19 protein-coding genes and 1 riboswitch are annotated in these 22,323 nt (G+C 70.1%); of the genes, 11 read left to right on the forward strand and 8 right to left on the reverse strand.

The window, feature by feature from the left end; translation table 11 throughout:
- Positions 1–112: 112 nt before the first annotated feature.
- The 3 genes from AC2YHJ_RS24665 to AC2YHJ_RS24675 all read left to right on the forward strand — a co-directional run bounded on the left by AC2YHJ_RS24665 (position 113) and on the right by AC2YHJ_RS24675 (position 3,372).
- Positions 113–1,615, forward strand: coding sequence for a class I SAM-dependent methyltransferase (locus AC2YHJ_RS24665; RefSeq protein WP_487398836.1), 1,503 nt, complete (start codon positions 113–115; stop codon positions 1,613–1,615).
- 64 nt (positions 1,616–1,679) lie between these two features.
- Positions 1,680–2,372, forward strand: a complete 693-nt coding sequence (locus AC2YHJ_RS24670) for an OmpA family protein (protein WP_487398837.1) — start codon at positions 1,680–1,682, stop codon at positions 2,370–2,372.
- A gap of 10 nt (positions 2,373–2,382) precedes the next feature.
- Complete coding sequence (locus AC2YHJ_RS24675; RefSeq protein WP_487398838.1) at positions 2,383–3,372, forward strand: hypothetical protein; 990 nt, start codon at positions 2,383–2,385, stop codon at positions 3,370–3,372.
- Between the two features lie 6 nt (positions 3,373–3,378).
- Here AC2YHJ_RS24675 and rnd read toward each other — a convergent pair whose 3' ends face one another.
- Positions 3,379–4,578 (reverse strand): ribonuclease D, encoded by a 1,200-nt coding sequence (gene rnd, locus AC2YHJ_RS24680; protein WP_487398839.1) that lies wholly within the window; start codon positions 4,576–4,578, stop codon positions 3,379–3,381.
- Positions 4,579–4,688: 110 nt separating this feature from the next.
- Here rnd and AC2YHJ_RS24685 point away from each other — a divergent pair, with 110 nt between their 5' ends.
- The 3 genes from AC2YHJ_RS24685 to AC2YHJ_RS24695 all read left to right on the forward strand — a co-directional run bounded on the left by AC2YHJ_RS24685 (position 4,689) and on the right by AC2YHJ_RS24695 (position 8,467).
- The gene (locus tag AC2YHJ_RS24685; RefSeq protein WP_487398840.1) at positions 4,689–5,639 is read left to right on the forward strand and encodes an aldo/keto reductase; all 951 of its coding nucleotides are present in this window, start codon (positions 4,689–4,691) and stop codon (positions 5,637–5,639) included.
- A gap of 123 nt (positions 5,640–5,762) precedes the next feature.
- Positions 5,763–7,565 (forward strand): aspartate--tRNA ligase, encoded by a 1,803-nt coding sequence (gene aspS / locus AC2YHJ_RS24690; RefSeq protein ID WP_487398841.1) that lies wholly within the window; start codon positions 5,763–5,765, stop codon positions 7,563–7,565.
- 35 nt (positions 7,566–7,600) lie between these two features.
- The gene (locus AC2YHJ_RS24695; RefSeq protein ID WP_487398842.1) at positions 7,601–8,467 is read left to right on the forward strand and encodes an EipB family protein; all 867 of its coding nucleotides are present in this window, start codon (positions 7,601–7,603) and stop codon (positions 8,465–8,467) included.
- A 123-nt stretch (positions 8,468–8,590) separates the two neighbouring features.
- Here AC2YHJ_RS24695 and AC2YHJ_RS24700 read toward each other — a convergent pair whose 3' ends face one another.
- Positions 8,591–10,168, reverse strand: a complete 1,578-nt coding sequence (locus tag AC2YHJ_RS24700; RefSeq protein ID WP_487398843.1) for an ABC transporter substrate-binding protein — start codon at positions 10,166–10,168, stop codon at positions 8,591–8,593.
- Positions 10,169–10,252: 84 nt separating this feature from the next.
- A riboswitch (TPP riboswitch) is annotated at positions 10,253–10,360 on the reverse strand.
- Between the two features lie 94 nt (positions 10,361–10,454).
- Between AC2YHJ_RS24700 and AC2YHJ_RS24705 the strand changes: the two genes are divergently transcribed.
- Positions 10,455–11,990, forward strand: a complete 1,536-nt coding sequence (locus tag AC2YHJ_RS24705; RefSeq protein WP_487398844.1) for a UxaA family hydrolase — start codon at positions 10,455–10,457, stop codon at positions 11,988–11,990.
- 253 nt (positions 11,991–12,243) lie between these two features.
- Positions 12,244–12,876 carry a class II aldolase/adducin family protein gene (locus tag AC2YHJ_RS24710; protein WP_487398845.1) on the forward strand — a complete coding sequence of 211 codons (633 nt, stop codon included), beginning with the start codon at positions 12,244–12,246 and terminating at the stop codon, positions 12,874–12,876.
- A gap of 37 nt (positions 12,877–12,913) precedes the next feature.
- On the opposite strand, the gene AC2YHJ_RS24715 is transcribed toward AC2YHJ_RS24710, so the two are convergent.
- The 4 genes from AC2YHJ_RS24715 to AC2YHJ_RS24730 form a co-directional block, all read right to left on the reverse strand.
- Positions 12,914–13,498 carry a pyridoxamine 5'-phosphate oxidase family protein gene (locus AC2YHJ_RS24715; RefSeq protein WP_487398846.1) on the reverse strand — a complete coding sequence of 195 codons (585 nt, stop codon included), beginning with the start codon at positions 13,496–13,498 and terminating at the stop codon, positions 12,914–12,916.
- 111 nt (positions 13,499–13,609) lie between these two features.
- Positions 13,610–14,086: a lysozyme inhibitor LprI family protein gene (locus AC2YHJ_RS24720; RefSeq protein ID WP_487398847.1), complete on the reverse strand. Its 477-nt coding sequence runs from the start codon at positions 14,084–14,086 to the stop codon at positions 13,610–13,612.
- Complete coding sequence (locus AC2YHJ_RS24725) at positions 14,083–14,931, reverse strand: fumarylacetoacetate hydrolase family protein (protein ID WP_487398848.1); 849 nt, start codon at positions 14,929–14,931, stop codon at positions 14,083–14,085. The genes AC2YHJ_RS24720 and AC2YHJ_RS24725 overlap by 4 nt, the downstream gene beginning before the upstream one ends.
- A gap of 80 nt (positions 14,932–15,011) precedes the next feature.
- Positions 15,012–15,761, reverse strand: a complete 750-nt coding sequence (locus AC2YHJ_RS24730; protein ID WP_487398849.1) for an SDR family oxidoreductase — start codon at positions 15,759–15,761, stop codon at positions 15,012–15,014.
- A 142-nt stretch (positions 15,762–15,903) separates the two neighbouring features.
- Between AC2YHJ_RS24730 and AC2YHJ_RS24735 the strand changes: the two genes are divergently transcribed.
- On the forward strand, positions 15,904–17,241 hold the full coding sequence (locus tag AC2YHJ_RS24735) for an LLM class flavin-dependent oxidoreductase (RefSeq protein WP_487398850.1): 1,338 nt from the start codon (positions 15,904–15,906) through the stop codon (positions 17,239–17,241).
- 203 nt (positions 17,242–17,444) lie between these two features.
- Here the strand turns inward: AC2YHJ_RS24735 and AC2YHJ_RS24740 are convergent, their stop codons facing one another.
- Positions 17,445–19,235: an IlvD/Edd family dehydratase gene (locus AC2YHJ_RS24740; RefSeq protein ID WP_487398851.1), complete on the reverse strand. Its 1,791-nt coding sequence runs from the start codon at positions 19,233–19,235 to the stop codon at positions 17,445–17,447.
- Between the two features lie 60 nt (positions 19,236–19,295).
- Positions 19,296–19,457, reverse strand: coding sequence for a hypothetical protein (locus tag AC2YHJ_RS24745; RefSeq protein ID WP_487398852.1), 162 nt, complete (start codon positions 19,455–19,457; stop codon positions 19,296–19,298).
- 204 nt (positions 19,458–19,661) lie between these two features.
- Between AC2YHJ_RS24745 and AC2YHJ_RS24750 the strand changes: the two genes are divergently transcribed.
- Complete coding sequence (locus AC2YHJ_RS24750; RefSeq protein WP_487398853.1) at positions 19,662–20,399, forward strand: response regulator; 738 nt, start codon at positions 19,662–19,664, stop codon at positions 20,397–20,399.
- A complete protein-coding gene (locus AC2YHJ_RS24755) occupies positions 20,371–22,314 on the forward strand; it encodes a PAS domain-containing sensor histidine kinase (protein WP_487398854.1) in 1,944 nt (647 codons plus the stop codon). Before AC2YHJ_RS24750 ends, AC2YHJ_RS24755 begins: the two co-directional genes overlap by 29 nt.
- Positions 22,315–22,323 lie beyond the last annotated feature (9 nt).

The following is a 22,323-nucleotide window of genomic DNA, read 5'->3' on the forward strand; positions in this document are numbered from 1 at the left end:
AGCGCACAGCGCGACCGCGCCCAGACCACCCGCCGCCGCCAGCGCACCAGTGCAGGGCGCGCAAGCCAAGCCGCCCGGACGGGCGGCGCCCGGCGTTTGAGGGACACAAGATATGAGTGACGCCAAGTCGCGCTATGGCGCAGCCGATGTCCGCTATGTGACGGCCTTCCAGTCGGAGGCATCGCCGGCGCGGCTGCACTTCAACCTGGCGCTGGCCGACACCCATTGGGAACCGGCCGACCGCGACCGGCTGAATGTCCTCGACATCGGCTGCGGGCGGGGCGTCACCGCGCGTCTGCTGGCGGCGGCGAATCCGGGCTGGGACGTCATCGGGGTCGACCTGCAGCCGGTGCATGTCGTCGAGGCGCGGGAAGGCGCGGCGGCGGCCGGTCTCGACAACGTCCGTTTCCTCGAGATGGACGTGGCGGAGCTGGACGAGGCTGGCTTCGCGGCGCAACTGCCCGAGCTCGACATCGTGGTGATCTGGGGCGTGTGGACCTGGGTGCCCGATGCGGTGCGGGACGGCATCGTGCGTCTGCTGAAAGGCCGGCTGAAGCCGGGCGGCATCGTGCTGATGGGCTACAACGCGCTGCCCGGATTCTCGGACGCGCTGGTAATGCAGCGGCTGATCGACGAAGCCGCCCGCGACCCCCGCGGCACGCCCTATGAGCGCGGCGCCATGGCGATCTCGGCGATCGAGGCCATGAAGGAAGCCGGCGCCTACAACCTGCCGAACGAGCATGTGCTCAAGCACGTCATCGAATCGGCGCGGCGTTCACCGTCCTACATGGTGCATGAATGGCTGACCTCCTTCTGGCGGCCGGTCTATCACGTGGACCTGGCCCGGGCGCTGCTGCCCGCGCGCCTGGAATTCGCCGGCAGCGCCAACCCATCGCGCAGCCTGCCCTCGCTGCAATTGTCACCGGCCCAGCGCGAGGTGATCGAGAACGCGCCGCCGGGCCTTCACCGCGAGACGCTGACCGACATGTTCCTCCAGCGCCGCTTCCGCGCCGACATCTTCGTGCGCGGGCGGCGCCCGGCCAGGCCGAATGCGCTGGCGGATATCCCGGTGGCCCTCGCCATGGCGCCGGGGCTGATCGACACCTCGGTCAACACCTCCTCCGGCGAGGCGACGCTAAAGGACGAGCATCAGGCGATCCTCGCCCGCGCCCTGGCCGACGGGCCGCGCACCCTGGCCGAACTGGCGGCGCTGCCCGGCCTCGGCGACCTCAGCCTGGCCGAGATCGGGCTGATGCTGGTCGAAAGCAGCGCGGCGCAGCCGCTGTGGCGCCCGATCACCCGCGACCCGGCCGCCGCCGCCCGCGCCGCGCGCTGCAATGACGCGCTGATCACCAGCCACACGGCCGAGGGTGGCGGCAGCGGCGCCGTGCTGGGCGCGGTGGTCCCCGCCCTTGGCAGCGCCATCGCCGCCTCGCCGTCGGACCTTGCCGTGATCGTCGAATTGCAGAAGGGCGCGCCGGCCGAGCCCGAGGCCATCGCCGCACGGCTCGTCGGTCCCGACATGCCGCCCGAAGCCATGGCCAATGCGACATCCGCGATCGAAAGGCTGCTCGCGCTGCGCCTGTCCGCCTGGCACGGCATGGGGGTGTTGTGAACCACTTCGGATGCGCGACGATGCCACGCATGCTACTCATGGTCGTATCCAAGGAGGGCCAAGTATGACCCGTTCGCTGCTTCTTGCTGGCGCCGCCGCGCTGGCCTTCGTCACCGCTGCCCCAGCCGTGCAGGCGCAGACCGATCCCGCTGCATTGCAGCTGATCGAACGGCTGCGCCCGCAGGCCGGTGGCCAGACCCGCGGCATCCGCGTGCCCGGCAATGTGGAGGGCGCGCCCGCCGCGCCGGCCCCGGTGCAGCCCGCCCCGGTCTTTGGTCAGCCCCAGGCTGCGCCGCCGGCCGCATCGGTCGCCGGTCCTGGCGCACCGACGGCGAACCCGACCACGGCGACGTCCCGTCCGACCCCGGCCGCGGCACGCGCACCGGTGCGGGAGACGACCGCGGATGCGCCCTCGGCGTCCATCACCGTCACCTTCGCCACCGGTTCCTGGATGCTGACGCAGGAGGCGGAGCGCGCACTCGCGCCGCTCGGCCGCGCGCTGTCCTCGCAGGACCTCGCCGCCTTCCGCTTCCGCATCGAGGGCCACACCGACACGGTCGGCGACGGCGCAATGAACCAAGCGCTGTCGGAACGCCGCGCCGCCGCGGTCCGCGAATACCTGATCGCGAAGTTCGGCGTGGACCCAAACCGGTTGGTCGCGGTCGGTCTGGGCGAGACGCAACTGCTGGTGCCGACGCCGCCGCAGACCTCCAACGCGCGCAATCGCCGCGTGCAGGTGGTCAACATCGGCAGCTGACGGCCACGGCGTGGTCGATCGGGACGAGACAGTCCGGCTCGAACGCCCGGCCCCGGCTGCACCGGCGGCGCCACCGCCCGTTGCTTCCGCGGGCGCCGGGCGGCGTTCCGTCGCGCTGGTCGCGGCGGGCGCAGCGGTGTTGTTGGCCGGCATCGGCGCCGGCGCCTGGTTCTGGCTGCAGCCCGGGCCGGCCGAACCACCACCCAAGCCGGACACCGTCGTCCTCGCCCCACCGCCGGCACCGATCGTCCGGCCGGCGACACCGCGCATCACCGTGGCCTCGGCGGAGGCGATCCGCGACCATCGCGCCGCCGAGCCGACGCTGTTTCGCCTGGCCGAAAATCCCCATGTTTTCGTTGCCGATTTTCCGGGGCTCGACCGCCAGGGCGCCGCACTGAACCGCGTCGCGGCGCTGGTCGAGAAGGCCGGGACGCCGCGCGACCTGGTGCTGGACGATGCCGCGCTCGCCGCCGCCATCGCGCGCAGCGGGGAGACCGCGGCCACCTACTACTACGGGCACAACTACCGGGGGCGCGACCTTGAGCGCTTCTTCGCCCTTGCCGCACGCGACGGCGTTGCCCTGACCGCCGAGGAGGCATGGCTGCGCGACCAGGTCGCCCGGATCCGCGCCATCGTGCCGGAGGAGGAGTTCGCGCTGGTCTCCGTCCCCGGCATCGGCGGCCAGGTGGATGCCACCATGCGCGGCGCCATCCTGCACCATGAGATCGGCCACGGGCATTTCTTCACCGTCCCCGCCTTCGCCGCCCATGTCGGCCGCGTGTGGCGGGAGGTCTTCACCGCGGATGAACGCGCCCGCTTCCGCGCCTTCCTGCAGCGCGAGGGCTACGACCCGACGCTGGAGGAGGTGATGATGAACGAGGCCATGGCCTATCTGATCTTCACCCCCGATCGGCGCTTCTTCACCCCGGCCCATGCCGGGCTGGACGATGCGCGGGCCGAGGCGCTGCGCGCGGCGCTGCGGGCCGGGGCGCCGCAGTAGCAGGGCTCATCCCGCCGGGATCAGCTTCACCCGCTTGCCGTCCACGCCAAGGGCCAGCCGCCCCGTCTTCAGCGCCAGCGCGGCCTCGCCGAAGACTTCCCGCCGCCAGCCATGCAGCGCTGGCACCTCGTTGCCGTCACCGCTGGCCAGGCGATCGAGGTCGTCGCTGCTGGCGAGCAGCTTCGGCGCGACGTCGTGTTCCTCGCTCTTCGCCGCCAGCAGCACCTTGAGCAGCGCGACCAGGGCCGGCGAGGCGGGCGGGCCGGCGCGGTCCTTCGGGGCCTCGGGCAGCGCGTCATCGGGCAGTTCGCGCCCGGCTTCCACGGCAGCGAGCAGCCCGGCACCCGAACGCCCCTTGGCGAAGCCTTCGGAGATGCCCCGCGCGCGGGCGAGGTCGGCGGCCGTCGTGGGCGTCGTCGCGGCGATTTCGAGCAGCGTCTCGTCCTTCACCAGACGCTGGCGGGGGATGTTGATGCGCTGCGCCTCCCGCTCGCGCCAAGCGGCGATGGCCTTCAGCACGCCGAGGAAGCGCCGGTTGCCGGTGCGCGGGCGCAGGCGTTCCCAGGCGGTCTCGGGGTCCTGGCGGTAGGTGGCAGGGTCGGCCAGCGCGCCCATCTCCTCCGCAACCCAGGCGAGGCGGCCTTCGCGGCGCAGCCGGGCATCGAGCGCGGTGTAGATCTTGCGCAGATGGGTCACGTCGGCCACGGCATAGGCCAGTTGCGCGGCCGAGAGCGGCCGGGCCGACCAGTCGCTGAAGCGGTGCGCCTTGTCGATCTGCGTCCCGGCCAGGGACCGACACAGCCCGTCGTACGAGACCTGGTCGCCATAGCCCGCGACCATGGCCGCGACCTGGGTGTCGAACAGCGGGGTCGGCACCGCGCCGAACTTCAGCAGAAAGATCTCCACATCCTGCCGGGCGGCGTGGAAGACCTTGGTCACCGCCGGGTCGGCGAGCAATTCCCCGAGCGGGGCGAGGTCGAGGCCGGGGGCGAGGGCGTCGACCGCCGCGACCTCATGGTCGCCGGCGAGCTGCACCAGGCAGAGCTCGGGCCAATAGGTCCGTTCCCGCATGAATTCGGTATCGACGGTCACGAAGCGCTCGGACCGGAGGCGCGCGCACAGGGCGGCCAGGCCTTCGGTCTCGGTGATCAGGACGGCGGGCGACTCGCCGGGGGTTGCGGCGGTGGCGGCGGAACGACGACTCATCGCATGACGTTTAGACCCCGCGGCGGGCCAGGGAAAGGCGAAGCCCGGGCGGGGCTGGCCGGACGGCGGCCGGCGGCGCATCCTGGGGCCTGGTCAGGAGGGGATTTCCCATGCGGATGCGTGCGCTCGGCCGGTCGGGGCTCTCGGTGCCGGTGGTGGTGTTCGGCGGCAATGTCTTCGGCTGGACGGCCGACCAGGCGATGTCCTTCCGGCTGCTCGATGCCTGTGTGGAACGAGGCCTGGTCGCCATCGACACGGCCGATGTCTATTCCGCCTGGGTGGCGGGCCATAAGGGTGGCGAATCGGAAACGATCATCGGCGCCTGGCTGAAGGCGCGGCCCGGCGTGCGCGAGAAGGTGCTGATCCTGACCAAATGCGGCATGGAGATGCCGGGGCAGGGCAAGGGGTTGTCGCCGGCCTGGATCGCGAAGTCGTGCGAGGATTCCCTGAAGCGGCTCGGGATCGAGCGGATCGACCTGTATCAGGCGCACAAGGACGACGAGAGCGTGCCGCTGGCCGAGACGCTCGGCGCCTTCCAGGCGCTGATCAAGGCGGGGAAGGTCCGCGCCATTGGGTCGTCCAACTATACCGCGGCGCGGCTGAAGACGGCGCTGGAGGTCAGTACGGCGCAGGGCCTGCCGCGCTTCGAGAGCCACCAGCCCGTCTACAACCTGATGGATCGCGGCATCGAGGCCGGGCTGCTGCCGCTGTGCCGGGCGGAGGAGGTCGCGATCATCACCTATTCCTCGCTCGCCTCGGGGTTTCTGACGGGGAAGTACCGGACCCGGGACGATCTCGGGAAAAGTGTGCGTGGCGAACGGTCCGTGGCCAAGCACATGACCGACAAGGGGATGGCGGTCCTTGCGGCGGTGGACGCGGCGGCGAAGCGGCACGGCGTGAGCCAGGCTGCGATCGCGCTCGCCTGGCAGATCGCCCGGCCGGGCATCACGGCGCCGATCGCCAGTGCGACCAGCCCCGAGCAACTGGCGGAGCTGGCCGTGGCAGGAGGGCTGGACCTGTCGGCCGCCGACATGGCTGAACTGGACGCGGCCAGCGCCTGACGGCCGCCCAGGTCATGGGCCGGCCAGCACCGGCCCAAACGGCCTTCGTGCCCGTCCGGCGCTTGACATGGCGCGGTCGGTCGGTCCCTTTGCGCGGCCCTCCATCGTATCCGAGCACTGCCCATGCACGCCTATCGCACCCATACCTGCGCCGCGCTGCGCGCCTCCGACGCCGGCAAGACCGTGCGCCTGTCCGGCTGGGTGCATCGCAAGCGCGACCATGGCGGGCTGCTGTTCGTGGACCTGCGTGATCGCTTCGGCCTGACGCAATGCGTCTTCCCGTCCGGGTCGATCGTGTTCGACGCGGCCGAGGCGGCGCGCCCGGAAAGCGTGATCACCGTGACCGGGGAGGTGGTGCTGCGCGAGGCGGGCACCATCAACGACAAGCTGCCGACCGGCGCGGTCGAGATCCGCGTCCATGAGATCGCGGTGCAGTCGGCGGCCGAGGTGCTGCCCATCCAGGTCGCGGGCGAGCAGGAATTCCCCGAGGATCTGCGTCTGCGCTACCGCTTCCTGGACCTGCGCCGGGAGAAGCAGAAGCAGAACATCCTGCTGCGCGCGGGCGTGATCGCCTCCATCCGCCACCGGATGATCGAGCAGGGCTTCACCGAGTTCCAGACGCCGATCCTCACGGCGTCCAGCCCCGAAGGCGCGCGCGACTTCCTGGTGCCGTCGCGCAATCATCCCGGCACGTTCTACGCGCTGCCGCAGGCGCCGCAGCAATTCAAGCAGCTTGCGATGGTCGCGGGCTTCGACCGGTATTTCCAGATCGCGCCCTGCTTCCGTGACGAGGCATCTCGCGCCGACCGCTCGCCCGGCGAGTTCTACCAGCTCGACTTCGAGATGAGCTTCGTCACCCAGGAGGACGTCTTCGCCGCCATCGAGCCGGTGATCGCCGGGGTGTTCGAGGAGTTCGCGGGCAGCCGCAAGGTGTATGGCGCGCCGTTCCCGCGCATCGCCTATGACACGGCGATGCTGGAATACGGGTCCGACAAGCCGGACCTGCGCAACCCGATCAAGATCACGGATGTCACCGAGCATTTCGCTGGCTCGGGCTTCGGGCTGTTCGCCAAGATCGCCGCGTCCGGCGGCATCGTTCGTGCCGTGCCGGCGCCGGGCGCTGCCGACAAGCCGCGCGGCTTCTTCGACAAGCTGAATGAATGGGCGCGCGCCGAGGGCGCGGGCGGGCTCGGCTACATCCAGTTCGCCACCGACGGCGCCAAGGGGCCGATCGCCAAGAACCTCGAAGCCGATCGCGTCGAAGCCATCCGCGTCGCCTGCAGGCTGAACCCCGGCGATGCCGTCTTCTTCGCCGCCGGCAAGAAGGACGAGGCGCCGAAGTTCTCCGGCAAGGTCCGCACGCGCCTCGGCGAGGAACTCGGGCTGATTGCCAAGGACGAGTTCCGCTTCTGCTGGATCGTCGACTTCCCGATGTACGAGCTGAACGAGGACACCAAGCAGATCGACTTCAGCCACAACCCGTTCAGCATGCCGCAGGGCGGGCTGGAGGCGCTGAACACGATGAACCCCTTGGACATCAAGGCGTTCCAGTACGACATCGTGTGCAACGGGGTGGAACTGTCCTCGGGCGCCATCCGCAACCACCGCCCCGACATCATGATCCGCGCCTTCGAGATCGCCGGCTACACGGCGCAGGACGTCGAGGACCGCTTCGGCGGCATGCTCAACGCCTTCCGCTACGGCGCCCCGCCGCATGGCGGCTCGGCACCCGGCATCGATCGCATCGTCATGCTGCTGGCCGATGAGCCGAACATCCGCGAGGTCATCCTCTTCCCGCTCAACCAGCAGGGCGAGGATCTGATGATGCAGGCGCCGGCACCGGTGCCCGCGGCGCGGCTGAAGGAACTGCACATCAAGCTCGACCTGCCGCCCGCGAAGGGTGCGCCGGGGGCCAAGACGGCCTAGATTACCTCCCTGATCCCGCTGCAGGAGAGCCCGCGATGCGGCTGACGCTCACGACCGCCCTCGTCCTCGGCACGCTGCTCGGGATGCCGCCTGCCGGCGCGCAGCAGGCGCCGGCGGCCCCCGGTGCGGCGACCGCCGTGCCGCAGGGCCAGCCGCTCGAGGCGCGGCACCTCGCCGCCCATCGGGCGGCCTACCGGCTGACGCTGGCGCCGCAGCGCGACCCCGGCAACATCGCCTCCGCCCAGGGCGGGATGATCTACGAGCTGGTCGATGCCTGCGACGGCTGGGCGACGCGCCAGCGTTTCACCCTGACCCTGACCGACCGCGAGGGGACGGAGATCGAGACTGCCTCGGATTACTCGACCTTCGAGACCAAGGACGGGCGGCGCCTGCGTTTCACGTTGACGCAGCTGACCCAGGGCGCGGTGACGCAGCGCATCGCCGGCGAGGCGGAACTGAACGCCGATGGTTCCGGTGTGGTCCGCTACACGGAACCGGAGGTGAAGGAGGAGCGCCTCGCCCCCGGCACCATGCTGCCGAATGCGCACACCATCATCACGCTGAACGCGGGGCGCCGCGGGCAGCGCCTGGTGGTCGGGCCGCTGTTCGACGGCACGTCCTCGGACGGGCCGCAGGACACGACGACGGTGCTGTCCGCCTGGGACGGCCCGCGGGATACGCCGGAGTTCCCGATGCTGTCGCCGCTGGGGTCGGTGCGCATGCGCATCGCCTTCTTTGACCGGGAGGCACAGCAGCAGGGCGGCGGCGCGACGACGCCGTCCTATGAGGTCTCCCTGCGCTATTGGGAGAACGGCGTCGCCGACCAGATGCTGATGGATTTCCGTGAGTTCGCCGTCGATGGACGGATGGTGAAGCTGGAGCCGGTGACGGGCGGCTGCTGAGGCCGTTTTTCCGGCCTCAGGCGGCTGGGCACGGTCGCAACCTGCGCTCCCGGTCCGATGCAGTGCATCGGACCGAAGTGCCGGCGATGGCTGGGGGTGGCGTGACGGCAGCCGCCGGAGCCTTCACCCCCGCTTGAGGTTCCACACGAACGGGTTCGGCCCCTGCAATACGCCGGTCAGGTCGGACCGGAAGGCCGTGCGCAGGCGGAACAGCCCGGTCGGCGCGAAGGGCACGGCATCCCAGGCCAGTTCCTGCAGCCGCTGCATGGCAACCGCCTGGGCTTCCAGCGTCGGTGCATCGACCCAGGCCTGCACCTGTTCCTCCACCGCCGCATCCTCGGGCCAGCCGGGCCAGGCGGCCGCGCCGTTCATGCGAATGGCGAAGGACACTGCCGGGTTGGCGATGGTCGCCGCCGGGCCGTTGGTGTTGTGCAGGTTCCACCCGCCCTGCGCCGGCGGGTTGCGGTTGTTGCGCCGGCCGAGGATCGAGGCCCAGTCGGACTCCACCGGCTGGATGTTCACGCCGAGCCGGCGCATCAACTCCACGGTCAGGCGCCCCTGCTGCGTCACCGCGTTGAAGTCGGACGGGTTGATGTGGACGATCGGCTCGCCGTTGTAGCCGGTCGCGCGGATCGCATCCCGTGCACCGGCCATCGCGGCTTCCCCGCGTGGGGCAGGGGGGAATTCCATCACGCCGGGCAGGCCGCAGGGGAACATGGCGTGGCATTCCTGCCAGTCGCCTTCCAGCGCCACCGCGGCCATGAAATCGGATTGCACGATCACGTCGCGCACGGCCCGGCGCACCCGCACGTCGTCGAAGGGCTTGTGCAGGTGGTTGAAGCGCAGGAAGCCGAGGAAGCCGTTCGGGTCGTAGATCTGCGTCTTCGTGTGGCGGTCGCGGTCGAGCACCGGCACCAGGTCGGGCAGCGGGTATTCGATCCAGTCGATCTCGCCGGTGCGCAGCGCGGCTGCGGCGGTGCCGCCATCGGGGATCCAGACCAGGTCCAGCCGATCGAAGTTCACGACCTTGCCGCCAGTGGCACCCTCGGCGGGTTCGCTGCGGGGGACATAGGCGTCGTTGCGGATGTACCCGCTGCGCGCACCCTGGACGTAGTCGGCGGCAACGAACCGCCAGGGGCCGGAGCCGACCATGTGCTCGACGCCGAGCGGACGGTCGGCGGGCAGCGACGCGATGCGTTCCGGCATCATGAAGCAGGGGGAGGACCCCGGCTTGGCCAGCGCGTCGAACAGCGCGGGGAAGGGGCGCTTCAGGCGGAAGACGATAGTGCGGTCTTCGGCGGCGGACAATTCATCGGTCGCGCGCAGCAGCAACTGCCCGAACCCGTCGCGGCTGCCCCAGCGCTTGATCGAGGCGACGCAGTCCGCGGCACGGACCGGCTCGCCATCATGCCAGCGCAGCCCATCGCGGAGCCGGATGCGTACGGTGCGGCCATCCTCGGAGATGGTGTGCCCCTCGGCCATCTGCGGGCGCGCGGTCAGCGACCGGTCGGCGCCGTAGAGCGTGTCGAACACGCAATAGGCATGGGTCGTGATGATGGTGCTCGGGCTGAACACCGGGTCGAGCGAGGCAAGCGCGGCCTGCGGCATGAAACGCAGGGTGCGGGCGCGGGCGTCCTGCGCGGCGGCGGGGCGCGCGAGCGGCGCGGCGATGGCGGCAACCAGCAGCGAACGGCGATGCATCACTTCGTTCCTCCATGCCGGCATGGGGAACGGGCGGCCCGCACGCGACCGCGCGCACGGCCCCCGGACGGGCTGAACGCGCGGACGAACGGATGGCACCGTTCCCTACACCGGTCCGAACCGGATCAGGTTCCATGGGTCGCGGGTGAAGCCCGCCTCTCAGCCCCCGATGGGGCTCCCCAAGGTGTCCAGGCCCTGCATGCACCCGCCGCGGTTCCGTTGCAAGGGCAGGGTCGCGCGGCGCCCTCGCTCGGCTAGGATGGGGTTGCCCAAGGGAGATGACGTGATGGTGACCGCAACCCTGCCCCCCGTGATCCGCCTGCACCCCGAGGACGGCATCGTCATCGCGCGCCAGCCGCTGCAGCCCGGGACCGAGGTGTCGCCGGGTGTGACCGTCGGCGCCCGGCGCATCCCGCCCGGGCATAAGGTGGCGGTGCGCGCCCATGCGAAGGGGGAACCGATCCGCCGCTACGGTCAGATCATCGGCTTCGCGACGGATGCGATCGAACCCGGCGCCTGGGTGCACACCCACAATTGCGAAATGGGCGATTTCTCCCGCGACTATGCCTGGGGCGTGGATGCGAAGCCGACGGCGTATGTCGATGCGCCCGCGACCTTCATGGGCATCCGCCGCGCCGATGGGCGCGTCGCCACGCGCAACTACATCGGCATCGTCACCTCGGTGAACTGCTCGGCTCATGTGGCGGAGCTGATCGCGCGGCAGTTCGAGCGCAACCCGATCACCGGTCACGACCCGCTGGACGCCTGGCCGAATGTCGATGGCGTGGTGGCGCTGACGCACAAGACCGGCTGCGGCATGACGATGGACGAGCCGTTGCGGGTGCTGCGCCGCACGCTCGCGGGCTTCGCGCGGCACGCCAATTTCTCCCATGTCATCGCTATCGGGTTGGGCTGCGAGGTGAACCAGCTCGGCCCGATGCTGGAGGAGCAGAAGCTCACCGGGCGGCTGCGATCCATGGACATTCAGGACAGCGGCGGGTCACGGTCCACCGTGATGAAGGGCCTGGGCTTCGTGAAGGAGGTGCTGGCCGAGGCCAATACGGTCACGCGCGTGCCGGTGCCGGCGAGCGAACTCTGCGTCGCCCTGCAATGCGGCGGATCGGACGGCTATTCGGGCATCACCGCGAACCCGGCGCTGGGCGCGGCCTCGGATCTCGTGGTGCGGCATGGCGGCACGGTGATCCTGTCCGAAAGCCCCGAGACCTATGGCGCGGAACACCTGCTGACGCGCCGTGCCGTGTCGCAGGAGGTCGGGCAGAAGCTGGTCGACGTGATGCATTGGTGGGAGGACTACACGGCGCGCGAGGGTGCCGAGATGAACGCCAACCCATCGCCGGGCAACAAGGCGGGCGGGCTGACGACGATCCTCGAGAAGTCGCTGGGTGCGATGGCGAAGGCGGGCACGACCAACCTGGTCGATGTCTATCGTTATGCCGAACCGGTTACCGCCAAGGGCTTCGTCTTCATGGACACGCCGGGCTACGACCCCGTCGCGGCGACGGGACAGGTGGCCGGCGGGGCGAACCTCGTCTGCTTCACCACCGGGCGCGGCAGCGTGTTCGGCATGAAGCCGGCGCCGTCCATCAAGCTCGCGACCAATGCCGCGATGTATGAACGCCTGTCCGAGGACATGGACATCAATTGCGGCACCATCGTCGGCGGCGAGGAGACGGTGGAGCAGTGCGGCCAGCGCATCTTCGAGCTGATGCTGCGCACGGCATCGGGCGAGCCGACGAAAAGCGAGGCGATGGGCTTCGGCGCGTCGGAATTCGCACCCTGGGTGCTTGGGGCGACGATGTGAGGGACTTCGTCACCATCCTGACTTTCGCGATGCTCATCACGGCGTTCACTATGATGGCGACGACGGCCGTGTCAGTGGCGAATGGGGTGGAGATCGTCGGGTGGCGTAGGCTCTGGTCCACGCGCCTCCACTTGTTCGGCCAGCCGCGCGACCTCGCGCCCGAGGCCTGGCGTCAGGTCCGCGGGTTTCATCCGTGCCTGTTCGGGGCGACCAGTTGCTTCACCCTGCAGACGATCATCCTCCGTTCGCTCACATGACCGCCGAGGCGATCGTCGCCACTGCCCAGCGCCTCGACGCCGCGGGCATGATGCCGTCGAAATCCGGCAACATCTCCATCCGCGACGGTGACGGCTTCCTCGTCACGCCGGCAGCCTTGCCCTATGCGCAGATGACGCCTGCGGACATCGTGAAGGTCGATGCAGATGGCGTGACGGCGCCCGGCGCACCCCACCGCCCATCGTCCGAATGGCGGCTGCATGCCGCCATCTACGCCGCGCGACCCGACGCCGGCGCCGTCGTCCACACCCACAGCCCGCGCGCCACCGCGCTGTCCTGCGCGCGCCGCGGCATCCCGCCCTTCCACTACATGGTGCTGCTGGCCGGCGGGCCGATCCGCTGCGCCGAACACGCGACCTTCGGCACCGAGGCCCTGGCGCGCAACTGCGTCGCCGCGCTGGCCGACCGCCGGGCCGTGCTGCTCGCGAACCATGGCGTCGTCGCCAGCGGGACGACGCTCGCGGCAGCGCTCACCCTGGCATTCGAGGTCGAGAACCTCGCCGGCCAGTATCTCGATCTGCTGGCCGCGGGGCTGAAGCCCGTGCTGCTGAAGAAGCGCGAACTGGCCGAGGCCGCCGCGCAATTCGCGGGCTACGGCCGCGCCACCTGACCGGCCGGCCTCACGCGTGCCTTGGCGGCACGTTGTCTTACGCGTGCCTTGGCGGCACGACATCCGCGAAGATCTCGAAGGTCTTCCAGGCCGGCTCGACGCGATCGACGCCGCAGCGGGGGACGAAAGGGCTTTCCTCCACCACCTGGTGGCGCGGGATGTTGCGCGGGCAATTGGGGAAGATGTCCTCCGGCGTCACGCGCACCAGGGCCTGGGCGCCCTCGAATTCCCCGAGCAGCGGGTCGTCCAGCACCACCTGCGCCGTGCCGTTCACCCGTAGCCGGCGCGGCTTGTCCTCCATGCCGATGAACAGCAGCCCGACATGGGGATTGGCGCGGATGTTGCCGAGGCTCTTGAACATCCCGTTGCCGTCATAGTCGGGAAAGACCAGCAGGTCGGGCGTCACCACCCGCGCGAGGCCCGGATCGCCGCCCTTGAAGGAACAATCGGGCCGGCCATCCGCCGTCGCCGTCGCCAGGAAGAAGAAGCGGAGGGAGGCGATGAAGGCCGCATCGTCGTCGGTGAAGGCCGATCGGCGGATGCGTTCTTCCAACCGGTCGGCGAGGCGCCTCGTGCCGAAGGCGTCCTGCAAGTCCCGATTGTCCTGATGGTACATGACCATGGTCGGACCTCCGCCCTGGAAGCAGCTACAGGCTACGCCCCCCTGCCGCGTCCGAGGTAACGGAATCGACAACGGCCCGCCCCTCAGGGGGCGGGCCGGCCGGTCCGGTCGCTACCGGCGCTGTTGCTGCTGGCGCTGCTGCTGCTGCTGCGGTGCCGGCGGCGGGGCGAGCAGCTGCTCGATCTCCATCGTGCGGCCGAGATCGAACTGCAGCAGGCAGGCGGCGCGATCCGCCGCGGCCTCGGCGCCGCGCTCCGGGTTGCTGCCCGCGAAGTCGCAGCGCAGGTCGCGGTAGTTCACCCAGGCCGCCTGCACGGCCGCGAGGCCCGCGCGCCGCGCCGGGTCGGACTGGGTGGCGAGCATGCGCTCCACCGCGCTGTCCAGCCGCGGGGCGACCACGGCCCGCTGGCTGTCCATGCAGCGTGCGACGAGCGACATCTCCTGCGAATTGCCGATGCAGGTGCGGATGTTGCGCTCGACCTGCTGGGGCAATTCGTCCTGGCGGGGCTGCTGCTGCTGCGTCCGCTGCTGCGCCAGCACCGGCCCGGGCAGCAGCAGCGCGAGGGCGAGAAGGGCGGCGCGGGTCACGACGACGCCACCAGCTTCTGCTGCTGCTCCCCAAGCCCGGCGATGCCGAGCTTCATCACCTGGCCCGCCTTGAGGAAGACCGGCGTCGGCTTCTTGCCCAGCCCCACCCCCGGCGGCGTGCCGGTGAAGATGACGTCGCCCGGGTTCAGCGTGATGCACTGGCTGACATAGGCGATGACCTGCTTCACGCCGAAGATCATCGTCCGCGTCGAGCCATCCTGCTGGCGCACGCCGTCCACGTCGGTGAACATGGCGAGGTTCTGCGGGTCGGGCACCTCGTCCTTGGTGACCAGCCAGGGGCCGAGCGGGCCGAAGCTGTCGAAGCCCTTGCCCTTGTCCCACGCGCCGCCGCGTTCGGCCTGCCATTCGCGTTCCGACACGTCGTTGCCGACGGCGTAGCCCGCGACGTGGTCGAGCGCGTTCTCCTCGGAAACGTACTTCGCGCGCGTGCCGATGATGATGCAGAGCTCGACTTCCCAATCCGTCTTCACGCTGTTGCGCGGGATGACGACGTCGTCATTCGGCCCCGACAGGGCGTTCAGCGACTTCAGGAAGACGATCGGCTCCTTGGGGATCGGCGCGCCGGTCTCGGCCGCGTGGTCGGCGTAGTTCAGGCCGATGCAGACCAGGTTCTTCATCCCCGTCACGGGCGGGCCCAGGCGCGGATTGCCCGGCACCTTCGGCAGCGAGGCGGGGTCGAGCGCGGCGATCTTCGCCAGCGCGGCCGGGGCGAGCGCATCGCCCGAGAGGTCCGGGATCACGCCGGACAGATCGCGGATGGCGCCGTCCGCATCCAGCAAGCCGGGCTTCTCCTGCCCGGCGGGTCCGTAGCGCAGCAGCTTCATCGGCGTGTTCCTGATCCTGACGTGTGGTGGCGGGAAGATGCCAGGGATTGGCCGGGGCAGGAAGCGCCCGGCCGGTGGGCCTACAGGGTCCAGCCGCCGTCGATGACGATGGCCTGGCCGGTGACGAAGGTGCTCTCCGGTGCGGCGAGATAGACGACGAGGGCCGCCATCTCCTCCGCCGTTGCGAGCCGACCCATAGCCTGGCGGGCGACGAAGGCGGCGTGCGCGGCCTCGATCGACCCGGCGGCCGCGGCGTTGACCGCGATGCGTTCATGCAACGATGGCGTGTCCACCGTGCCGGGGCAGAGGCAGTTGCAGCGGATGCCCTGCGTCACATACTCGGTCGCGATCGACTTGGTCATGCCGATCACCGCCGCCTTGGTCGTGCCGTAGAGAAAACGGTTCGGCGCGCCCTTCACCGATGAACAGGCGGAGGACATGTTGACGATCGCACCGTCCTTCCGGTCGATCATGCCGGGCAGGAAGGCGCGCGCCACCTTCCACATCGCCCGCACATTCAGCGCGAAGCCGAAATCCCATTCGTCATCCGTGCAGGTCAGGATGGTGTTCTGGTGGACGAAGCCGGCGCAGTTGAACAGCACGTCGATCGGCCCGGCTTGCTTCGCCGCGTGTTCCACCGCCGCATCGTCCAGCACGTCGAGCGGCTGGTGGATGATGCCCCGCGCGCCGAGTTCGCCCACCTTCTGGGCGTCGCGGTCGGTGGCGATGACCGTCGCGCCCTCGGCCACCATGGCGAGCGCTGCGGCGCGCCCGATACCCTGTCCCGCCGCCGTCACGAATGCGCGCTTGCCTGCCAGCCTGCCGGGCATTGCCGTCCTCCCCTGTTCCGGCGGCGAGATTGGGCAAGCGGCGCCAGGGGCGTCAACCGAACTCGGCGCCGCGCCCTGCGGACCGGCTTGACGCGGCCGATCGCCGGGCGCCTTCCTTCGGGGAATGAGAGGAGCCACGGCCATGGGCGCAGGCAATTCGGACGGGCGTATGCGCCTTGGCGTCTTCGTGCAGGCGGCGGGTCACCACGTCGCCGGCTGGCGGCATCCGGAGGCCATTCCGGGCGGCCCGGACCTCGCGCTGATGCGCCACATCGCGCAGACCGCCGAGCGCGGCACCTTCGACATGTTCTTCCTCGCCGACAACTTCGCCACCGGCTACGCGGAGCACCCGTCCTCGATCGGCAAGTTCGAGCCGCTGACGCTGCTGTCGGTGCTCTCGGCGCACACGACGCATCTCGGCCTCGCCGCCACGGCGTCCACCACCTATTCCGAGCCCTATCACGTCGCGCGCGCCTTTGCGTCGCTGGACCATCTGTCCGGCGGGCGGGCGGCGTGGAATGTCGTGACGTCGTCCTACCCCAAGAACGGCGCGGTGTTCGGGCGCCAGCATCCGTCGCATGCCGACCGCTATGCGATCGCCGACGAGTTCGTGGAAGCCTGCCTGCAATTGTGGGATTCCTGGGATGACGGCGCCTTCGTCATGGACAAGGCGGCCGGCACCTTCGTCCGTCCCGGATCGCTGCATGTGCCGGATTTCCACGGCCAGCATTTCACCGTCACCGGCGGGCTGAACCTGCCGCGCTGCCCGCAGGGCCATCCGGTGATCATCCAGGCCGGCAGTTCCGCGCCCGGCCAGGCGCTCGCCGCACGCACGGCGGAGGTCGTCTTCACCGCACAGAACAGTCTGGAGGATGCGCGCGACTTCTACCGCCGGCTCAAGGCGCAACTCTCCCAGCATGGCCGGGCCGAGGATTCGCTGAAGATCATGCCCGGCTTCATGCCCATCATCGGGCGGGACGAGGCGGAGGCGAAGGCGCTGTTCGCCACGCTGAACCGCAACCTCGACATGAAGCAGGCCAACACCGTGCTGTCCGATCGGCTGGGCACCGACATGTCGCGCTACGACCTCGACGGGCCGGTGCCGGAACTGCCCGAGAGCGATCATTTGAAGAGCCGCGCACTGCTGCTGCTGGAGACGGCGCGGCGCGAAGGGCTGACGCTGCGCGACCTCTGCTACCGCGTCGCCGCCGCGCGCGGGCATCTGATGGTGGTGGGCAGCGCGACGCAGGTCGCGGATACGATGGAGCAATGGTTCCGCGAGGGCGCCGCGGACGGCTTCAACCTGATGCCACCCTTCTTCCCCGGACAGTTCGACGCTTTCGTCGATCAGGTCGTGCCGATCCTGCGGGAGCGGGGGCTGGCGCGGCGGGGGTATGAGGGGGCGACGCTGCGGGACAATCTCGGCCTGGCGCGGCCGATGAGTCGGCATGCGGCGCGCATGGAGAGCGCAGCAGAGTGAAGGATTGGAGGGGCTCTGCCCCTCCAAGCCACCCCGCCAAGGGGCAGTGCCCCTTGGAACGCCGGCACTTGGCGTTAGGCTGGGCGATCGTGCCGAAATCCAATGTGCGCCCTTTGCGCAGCGCCAGGAATCGGCATTCCAAATGCCACTGGCATTTGGGGGGGTGAGGTCCGGAGAGGGGCGGCGCCCCTCTCCGCCGCGTCTCAGTGATTGTGCCGGCTCTCCCCGCGCGTCTCGAGGATGTTGAGGAACAGCGTCGCCGGTTCCAGGCACCCGCCGGCGCCGAGGCTGCCCACCGAGTTCCGGTAGATCTCCTCCCACGGCGTCTTGTTCAGCAGCTCCGGCGCCTTCCAGGCGGCGCGGCGGGCGGCGAGTTCCTCCGCCGGGATCAGCACATCGACCTTGCGCGTGTTGAGGTCGATGCGGATCGGGTCGCCGTCCCGCAGCAGCGCGAGCCCGCCGCCTACTGCGGCCTCCGGCGACACGTTGAGGATCGACGGCGAGCCCGATGTCCCCGACTGCCGCCCGTCGCCCATGGTCGGCAGCGCGGTGATGCCGCGTTTGATGAGGGCTGCGGGGGGCTGCATGTTCACCACCTCCGCCGCACCCGGATAGCCGACCGGGCCGCAATTGCGGATCACCAGCACCGTCTTCTCATCGATGCCGGAATTCGGATCCTCGATGCGCGCGTGATAATCCTCTGGGCCTTCGAAGACGGCGACCTTGCCCTCGAAGACATCGGGCGGGTTCGACAGGAAGCGCTCGCGGAAAGCCTTGTCGATGACGGAAATCTTCATCACCGCATTGTCGAACAGGTTGCCCGACAGAACGACGAAACCGGCGCGTTCCTTCATCGGCTTCGACAGCGGGCGGATCACCTCGGGATCCGGCGCAGGGACATTGGCGAGGTTCTCGGCCACGGTCTTGCCGGTCACCGTCATCACATCGCCATGCAGCAACCCGGCATCGAGCAACTGCTTCATCACCGCGGGGATGCCGCCGGCGCGGTAGAAGGCTTCGCCCAGGAAGCGGCCCGCCGGCTGGCAATCGACCAGCAGCGGGATATCGGCGCCGACGCGCTGCCAATCCTCGACCGTGTGGTCCACGCCCATGTGGCGCGCGACGGCAACCATGTGCACGGGGCAGTTGGACGACGCGCCGATCGCGCTCGCCACCGCGACGGCGTTCTCGAAGGCCGTCTTCGTCATGACGTCGGACGGGCGGAGATTGGCCTCCACCATCTCGACGATCCGCCGCCCGGTCTCGTAGGCGATCTGGGCGCGCTGGCGATACGGGCCGGGGATCGCGGCGCAGCCGGTCAACGACATGCCGACGGCTTCGGCGAGCGAGTTCATCGACAGCGCCGTGCCCATGGTCGAGCAATGGCCGACGCTCGTGGCGCTGGCGGCCACCATCTCGATGAAGGTGTCGTTGTCGATCTCCCCGGCGGCGAGCATCTTGCGCGCCTCCCACACGATGGTCCCGGACCCGGCCAGGCGGCCCTTCCACCAGCCATCCAGCATCGGCCCGCCGGACAGGCCGATGGCGGGGATGTTGACCGTCGCGGCACCCATCAGCTGTGCCGGCGTGGTCTTGTCGCAGCCCATGGTCAGCACGACGCCGTCGATCGGGTAGCCGTGCAGCACCTCGACCAGCGAGAGGTATTGCAGGTTGCGGTCGAGTGCTGCGGTCGGCCGCTTCAGCGTTTCCTGAATGGGATGGACGGGGAATTCCAGCGGCACGCCGCCCGCGTCGCGGATGCCGGCCTTCACGCGATCGGCGAGCGCGATGTGGTGGCGGTTGCAGGGCGCGATATCCGATCCGGTCTGCGCGATGCCGATGATCGGGCGGCCCGACTGCAATTCGCCGCGCGTCATGCCGAAATTCAACTGCCGCTCGATGTAGAGCGAGGTCATTCCCGGATCGGTGGGATCGTTGAACCAGCGCTGGCTGCGCAGCTTGAACGGCCGCTTGGTCTGGTCCTGGTCCGCCATCACGCTTCCCCCATGGTCTGGTTGGGGGAAGCGTGGGTCGGCGGCGGCGCGCCTGTCAATTCAGGCGCGGCCGGCGAGCAGCAGGGTCGACAGCCGCGGCTGCGGCACCGTCGGCGGCAGGCCGAGATCGGCGCGGATGTGATCTGGCAGCCCGTCCGTGAAGTCCTGGTGATGCCAGGATTGGCGCAGGCGCTTCCAGAGCTTGGCAGGGGTGGTGATCATGGCCTTGGGTCCTTTCGTCATGGTTGGCGTGACAGCCACTCTGGCCAGCCCATGCTTCCGGGCGATGTCGCGCCGGGGCGGAAAGGGTTTCGGGCACGGCAATGTCTCGGCCGCAACCGAAACGACGACAGGCCTTGTTTCGCGCTATGTTTCGTTCGTTGCGTGTGCGCCCTGGTGGCGGCGCCGCGCCCGGGAGCGCCATGGATGACAGGACAGACCGAGATCGTGGTTGCCGACGATGAGGCACCGCTGCGGGAGGCCGTGGCGGAATACCTCACCCGCCAGGGCTTCGCCGTCCGCGCGGTGGGCGATGGCGCCGCCCTGCGCGCCGCTCTTGCCGAGCGGCCGGCCGACCTGTTGCTGCTCGACATTTCCATGCCGGGGGAGGACGGGCTGTCGATCGCGCGCTCGATCCGCTCCGGCCCGCTCGCCGATATCGGCATCGTCATGCTGACGGCGGCCGGCGACGTGGTGGACCGCATCGTGGGGCTCGAGATCGGCGCCGACGACTACGTCGGCAAGCCCTGCGACCTGCGCGAGCTGCTGGCACGGCTGCGCGCCGTGCTGCGGCGGCGCGAGGCAGCGCAGGCGGCGCCGGCACCGGCGGCCGAGGCGCCACCTGCCGGTCGGGTCGTGCGCATGGGGCGCAACCTGCTTGACCTCGAAGCGCGCCGCCTGACCGGCCCCGACGGCGCGGAGATCCAGCTCCACGCCAGCGAATACGCCCTGCTGCGGGCCTTCGCCGAGCGGCCAGGCCGGGTGCTGACGCGCGAGACGCTGCTCGACCTCGCCCATCCGCGCGGGGATGAGCATTTCGATCGCTCCATCGATGTCCGGATCGCCCGCATCCGCCGCAAGATCGAGGCCGTGCCGGACCGGCCGGAGGTGATCAGGACAGTGCGGGGGGCGGGCTATGTCTTCGACCCGAAAGCCCAGGGCTGACAGCGGGGCGGGCAGCCTGCCGCCCTTCGCCGATTCGGGCGTGCTGCGCAGCATCCTCGATGCGGTGCCGACGCGCGTCACCTATCTCGACCGCACGCGGCGCTACCGCTTCGCCAATCGCGAATTCTACGCCTTCACCGGGCTGACGCCCGAACAGGTGATCGGCCGGACGGTGACGCAGGTGCTGGGGCGGCGCACCACCGCGACGACGCGACCCTTCGTCGAGGCAGCGCAGCAGGGCCGTGCGACACGCCATGTCGGCTGGCGCGAATACCCGACTGCGGGGCGGCGCTATGTGGACAGCGTCTTCGCCCCGGTGCTCGACGATGATGGCCGGATGCTGGGCTATTTCGTCCTCGTCCGCGACCTGACCGAGGCGCGCATCCGCGAGGAGGAGCTGGCGATCCGCAGCCGCCAGCTCGAGGAGATCCTGGACGCGACGCCGGCGCGCGTCTGCGTCACCGACCTCGACCGCCGCTATGTCTATGTGAACCGCGAATTCTGCGCCTTCGCCGGCAAGACGCCGGAGGAGATCATCGGCCGCACCAGTGAGGATCTGGTCGGCCCCGCGGTGGCCTCGGCGCTGGAACCGCTGGTGCGCGCGGCGCAGCAGGGCCACACCGTCTCGCGCGAGGGCTGGGTCGACTACCGCACCCATGGCCGGCGCTACATCAACTACGTCTTCGCCCCGAAGCGGGCGCCGGATGGCGCTGTCGAGGGCGTCATCCTGTTCATGACCGACGCCACCGAGCTGAAGCGGCGCGAGGAAGACCTGGCACGGCGCTCGACGCAGTTGGAGGCGATCCTGGCGGGCATCGGCGACGGCGTCAGCATCGTGGACGGGCAGGGCAGGCTGGTGTTGGGCAATCGCGGCTTCCTCGACATGTTCGGCTTCCCCGAGGAACTGGCGCGCCCCGGCACGCCGATCGAGACGCTGGTCCATCATCGTGTCGAGCGCGGCATCTTCTACGAGGACGAGCCGCGCGACGCGCCGCCGCAGGTGATTGCCGCGTCCCGCCTGCGCGGCATGCGCGAAGGGCAGGACCGGATCGAGGAGACGCTGCGCTCCGACGGCAAGCTGATCGAGGTGCGCCGCCGGCGGCTGACGGACGACACCATCGTCTCGACCTATGCGGACGTCACCGCGCGGGTCGAGGCCGAGCGGGCGCGGCGGGCGCAGCGCGACGCGGTGCGCCGGGCGGCGCAGATGGAGGCGACGACGACGCTGCTCGCGGGCGTGGGGCACGAGATCAACAACCCGCTCGCCATCATCGCGGCCCAGGCGCTGCTGCTGGCCGAGGATGCCGAGGGCACGCCGCTCGCCGCCCGCGCCGAGGCGATCCGCGTCGCTGCCGAACGCTGCGGGCGCATCGTCCACAGTCTGATGGAGAGCGCGCGGCGCCGGCCGCGCCGGCGCGAGCCCGTGCATCTGGCCAAGGCGGTCGAGCAGGGGATCGACATCGCCGGCTATGGGCTGCGGGCGGCGGGGATCGAGCTCAGCCTCGACATCCCGCCCGACCTGCCGAGCTTCCAGGGCGACCCGGCGCAATTCGCCCATGTGGTGTCGAACCTGGTGGCCAATGCACAGCACGCCTTCGACGGCGCGGCGACGCCACCGCCACGCCGCCTTGCGATCTCGGTCGAGCGGGAGCGCGGTGCGCTTCTGATGCGCGTCGCCGACAACGGGCCGGGCATCCCGGCGGAGCTGCACGCACGGATCTTCGATTCCTTCTTCACCACCAAGCCCGGCGGAGATGGCAGCGGGGTGGGCCTCGCGCTCTGCCGCGCGGTGGTCAGCGCGCATGGCGGGCGGATCTCGGTCGAGCAGACACCGGGCGGCGGCGCAACCTTCCTGCTGCGGCTGCCGCTCGGCAGCGCGGCCCGGCGCGGCGGCGACGGTGACGGCGATGGGTGAGCGTGCGTG

It is taken from the genome of Roseomonas sp. SRI_022 (assembly GCF_057586215.1).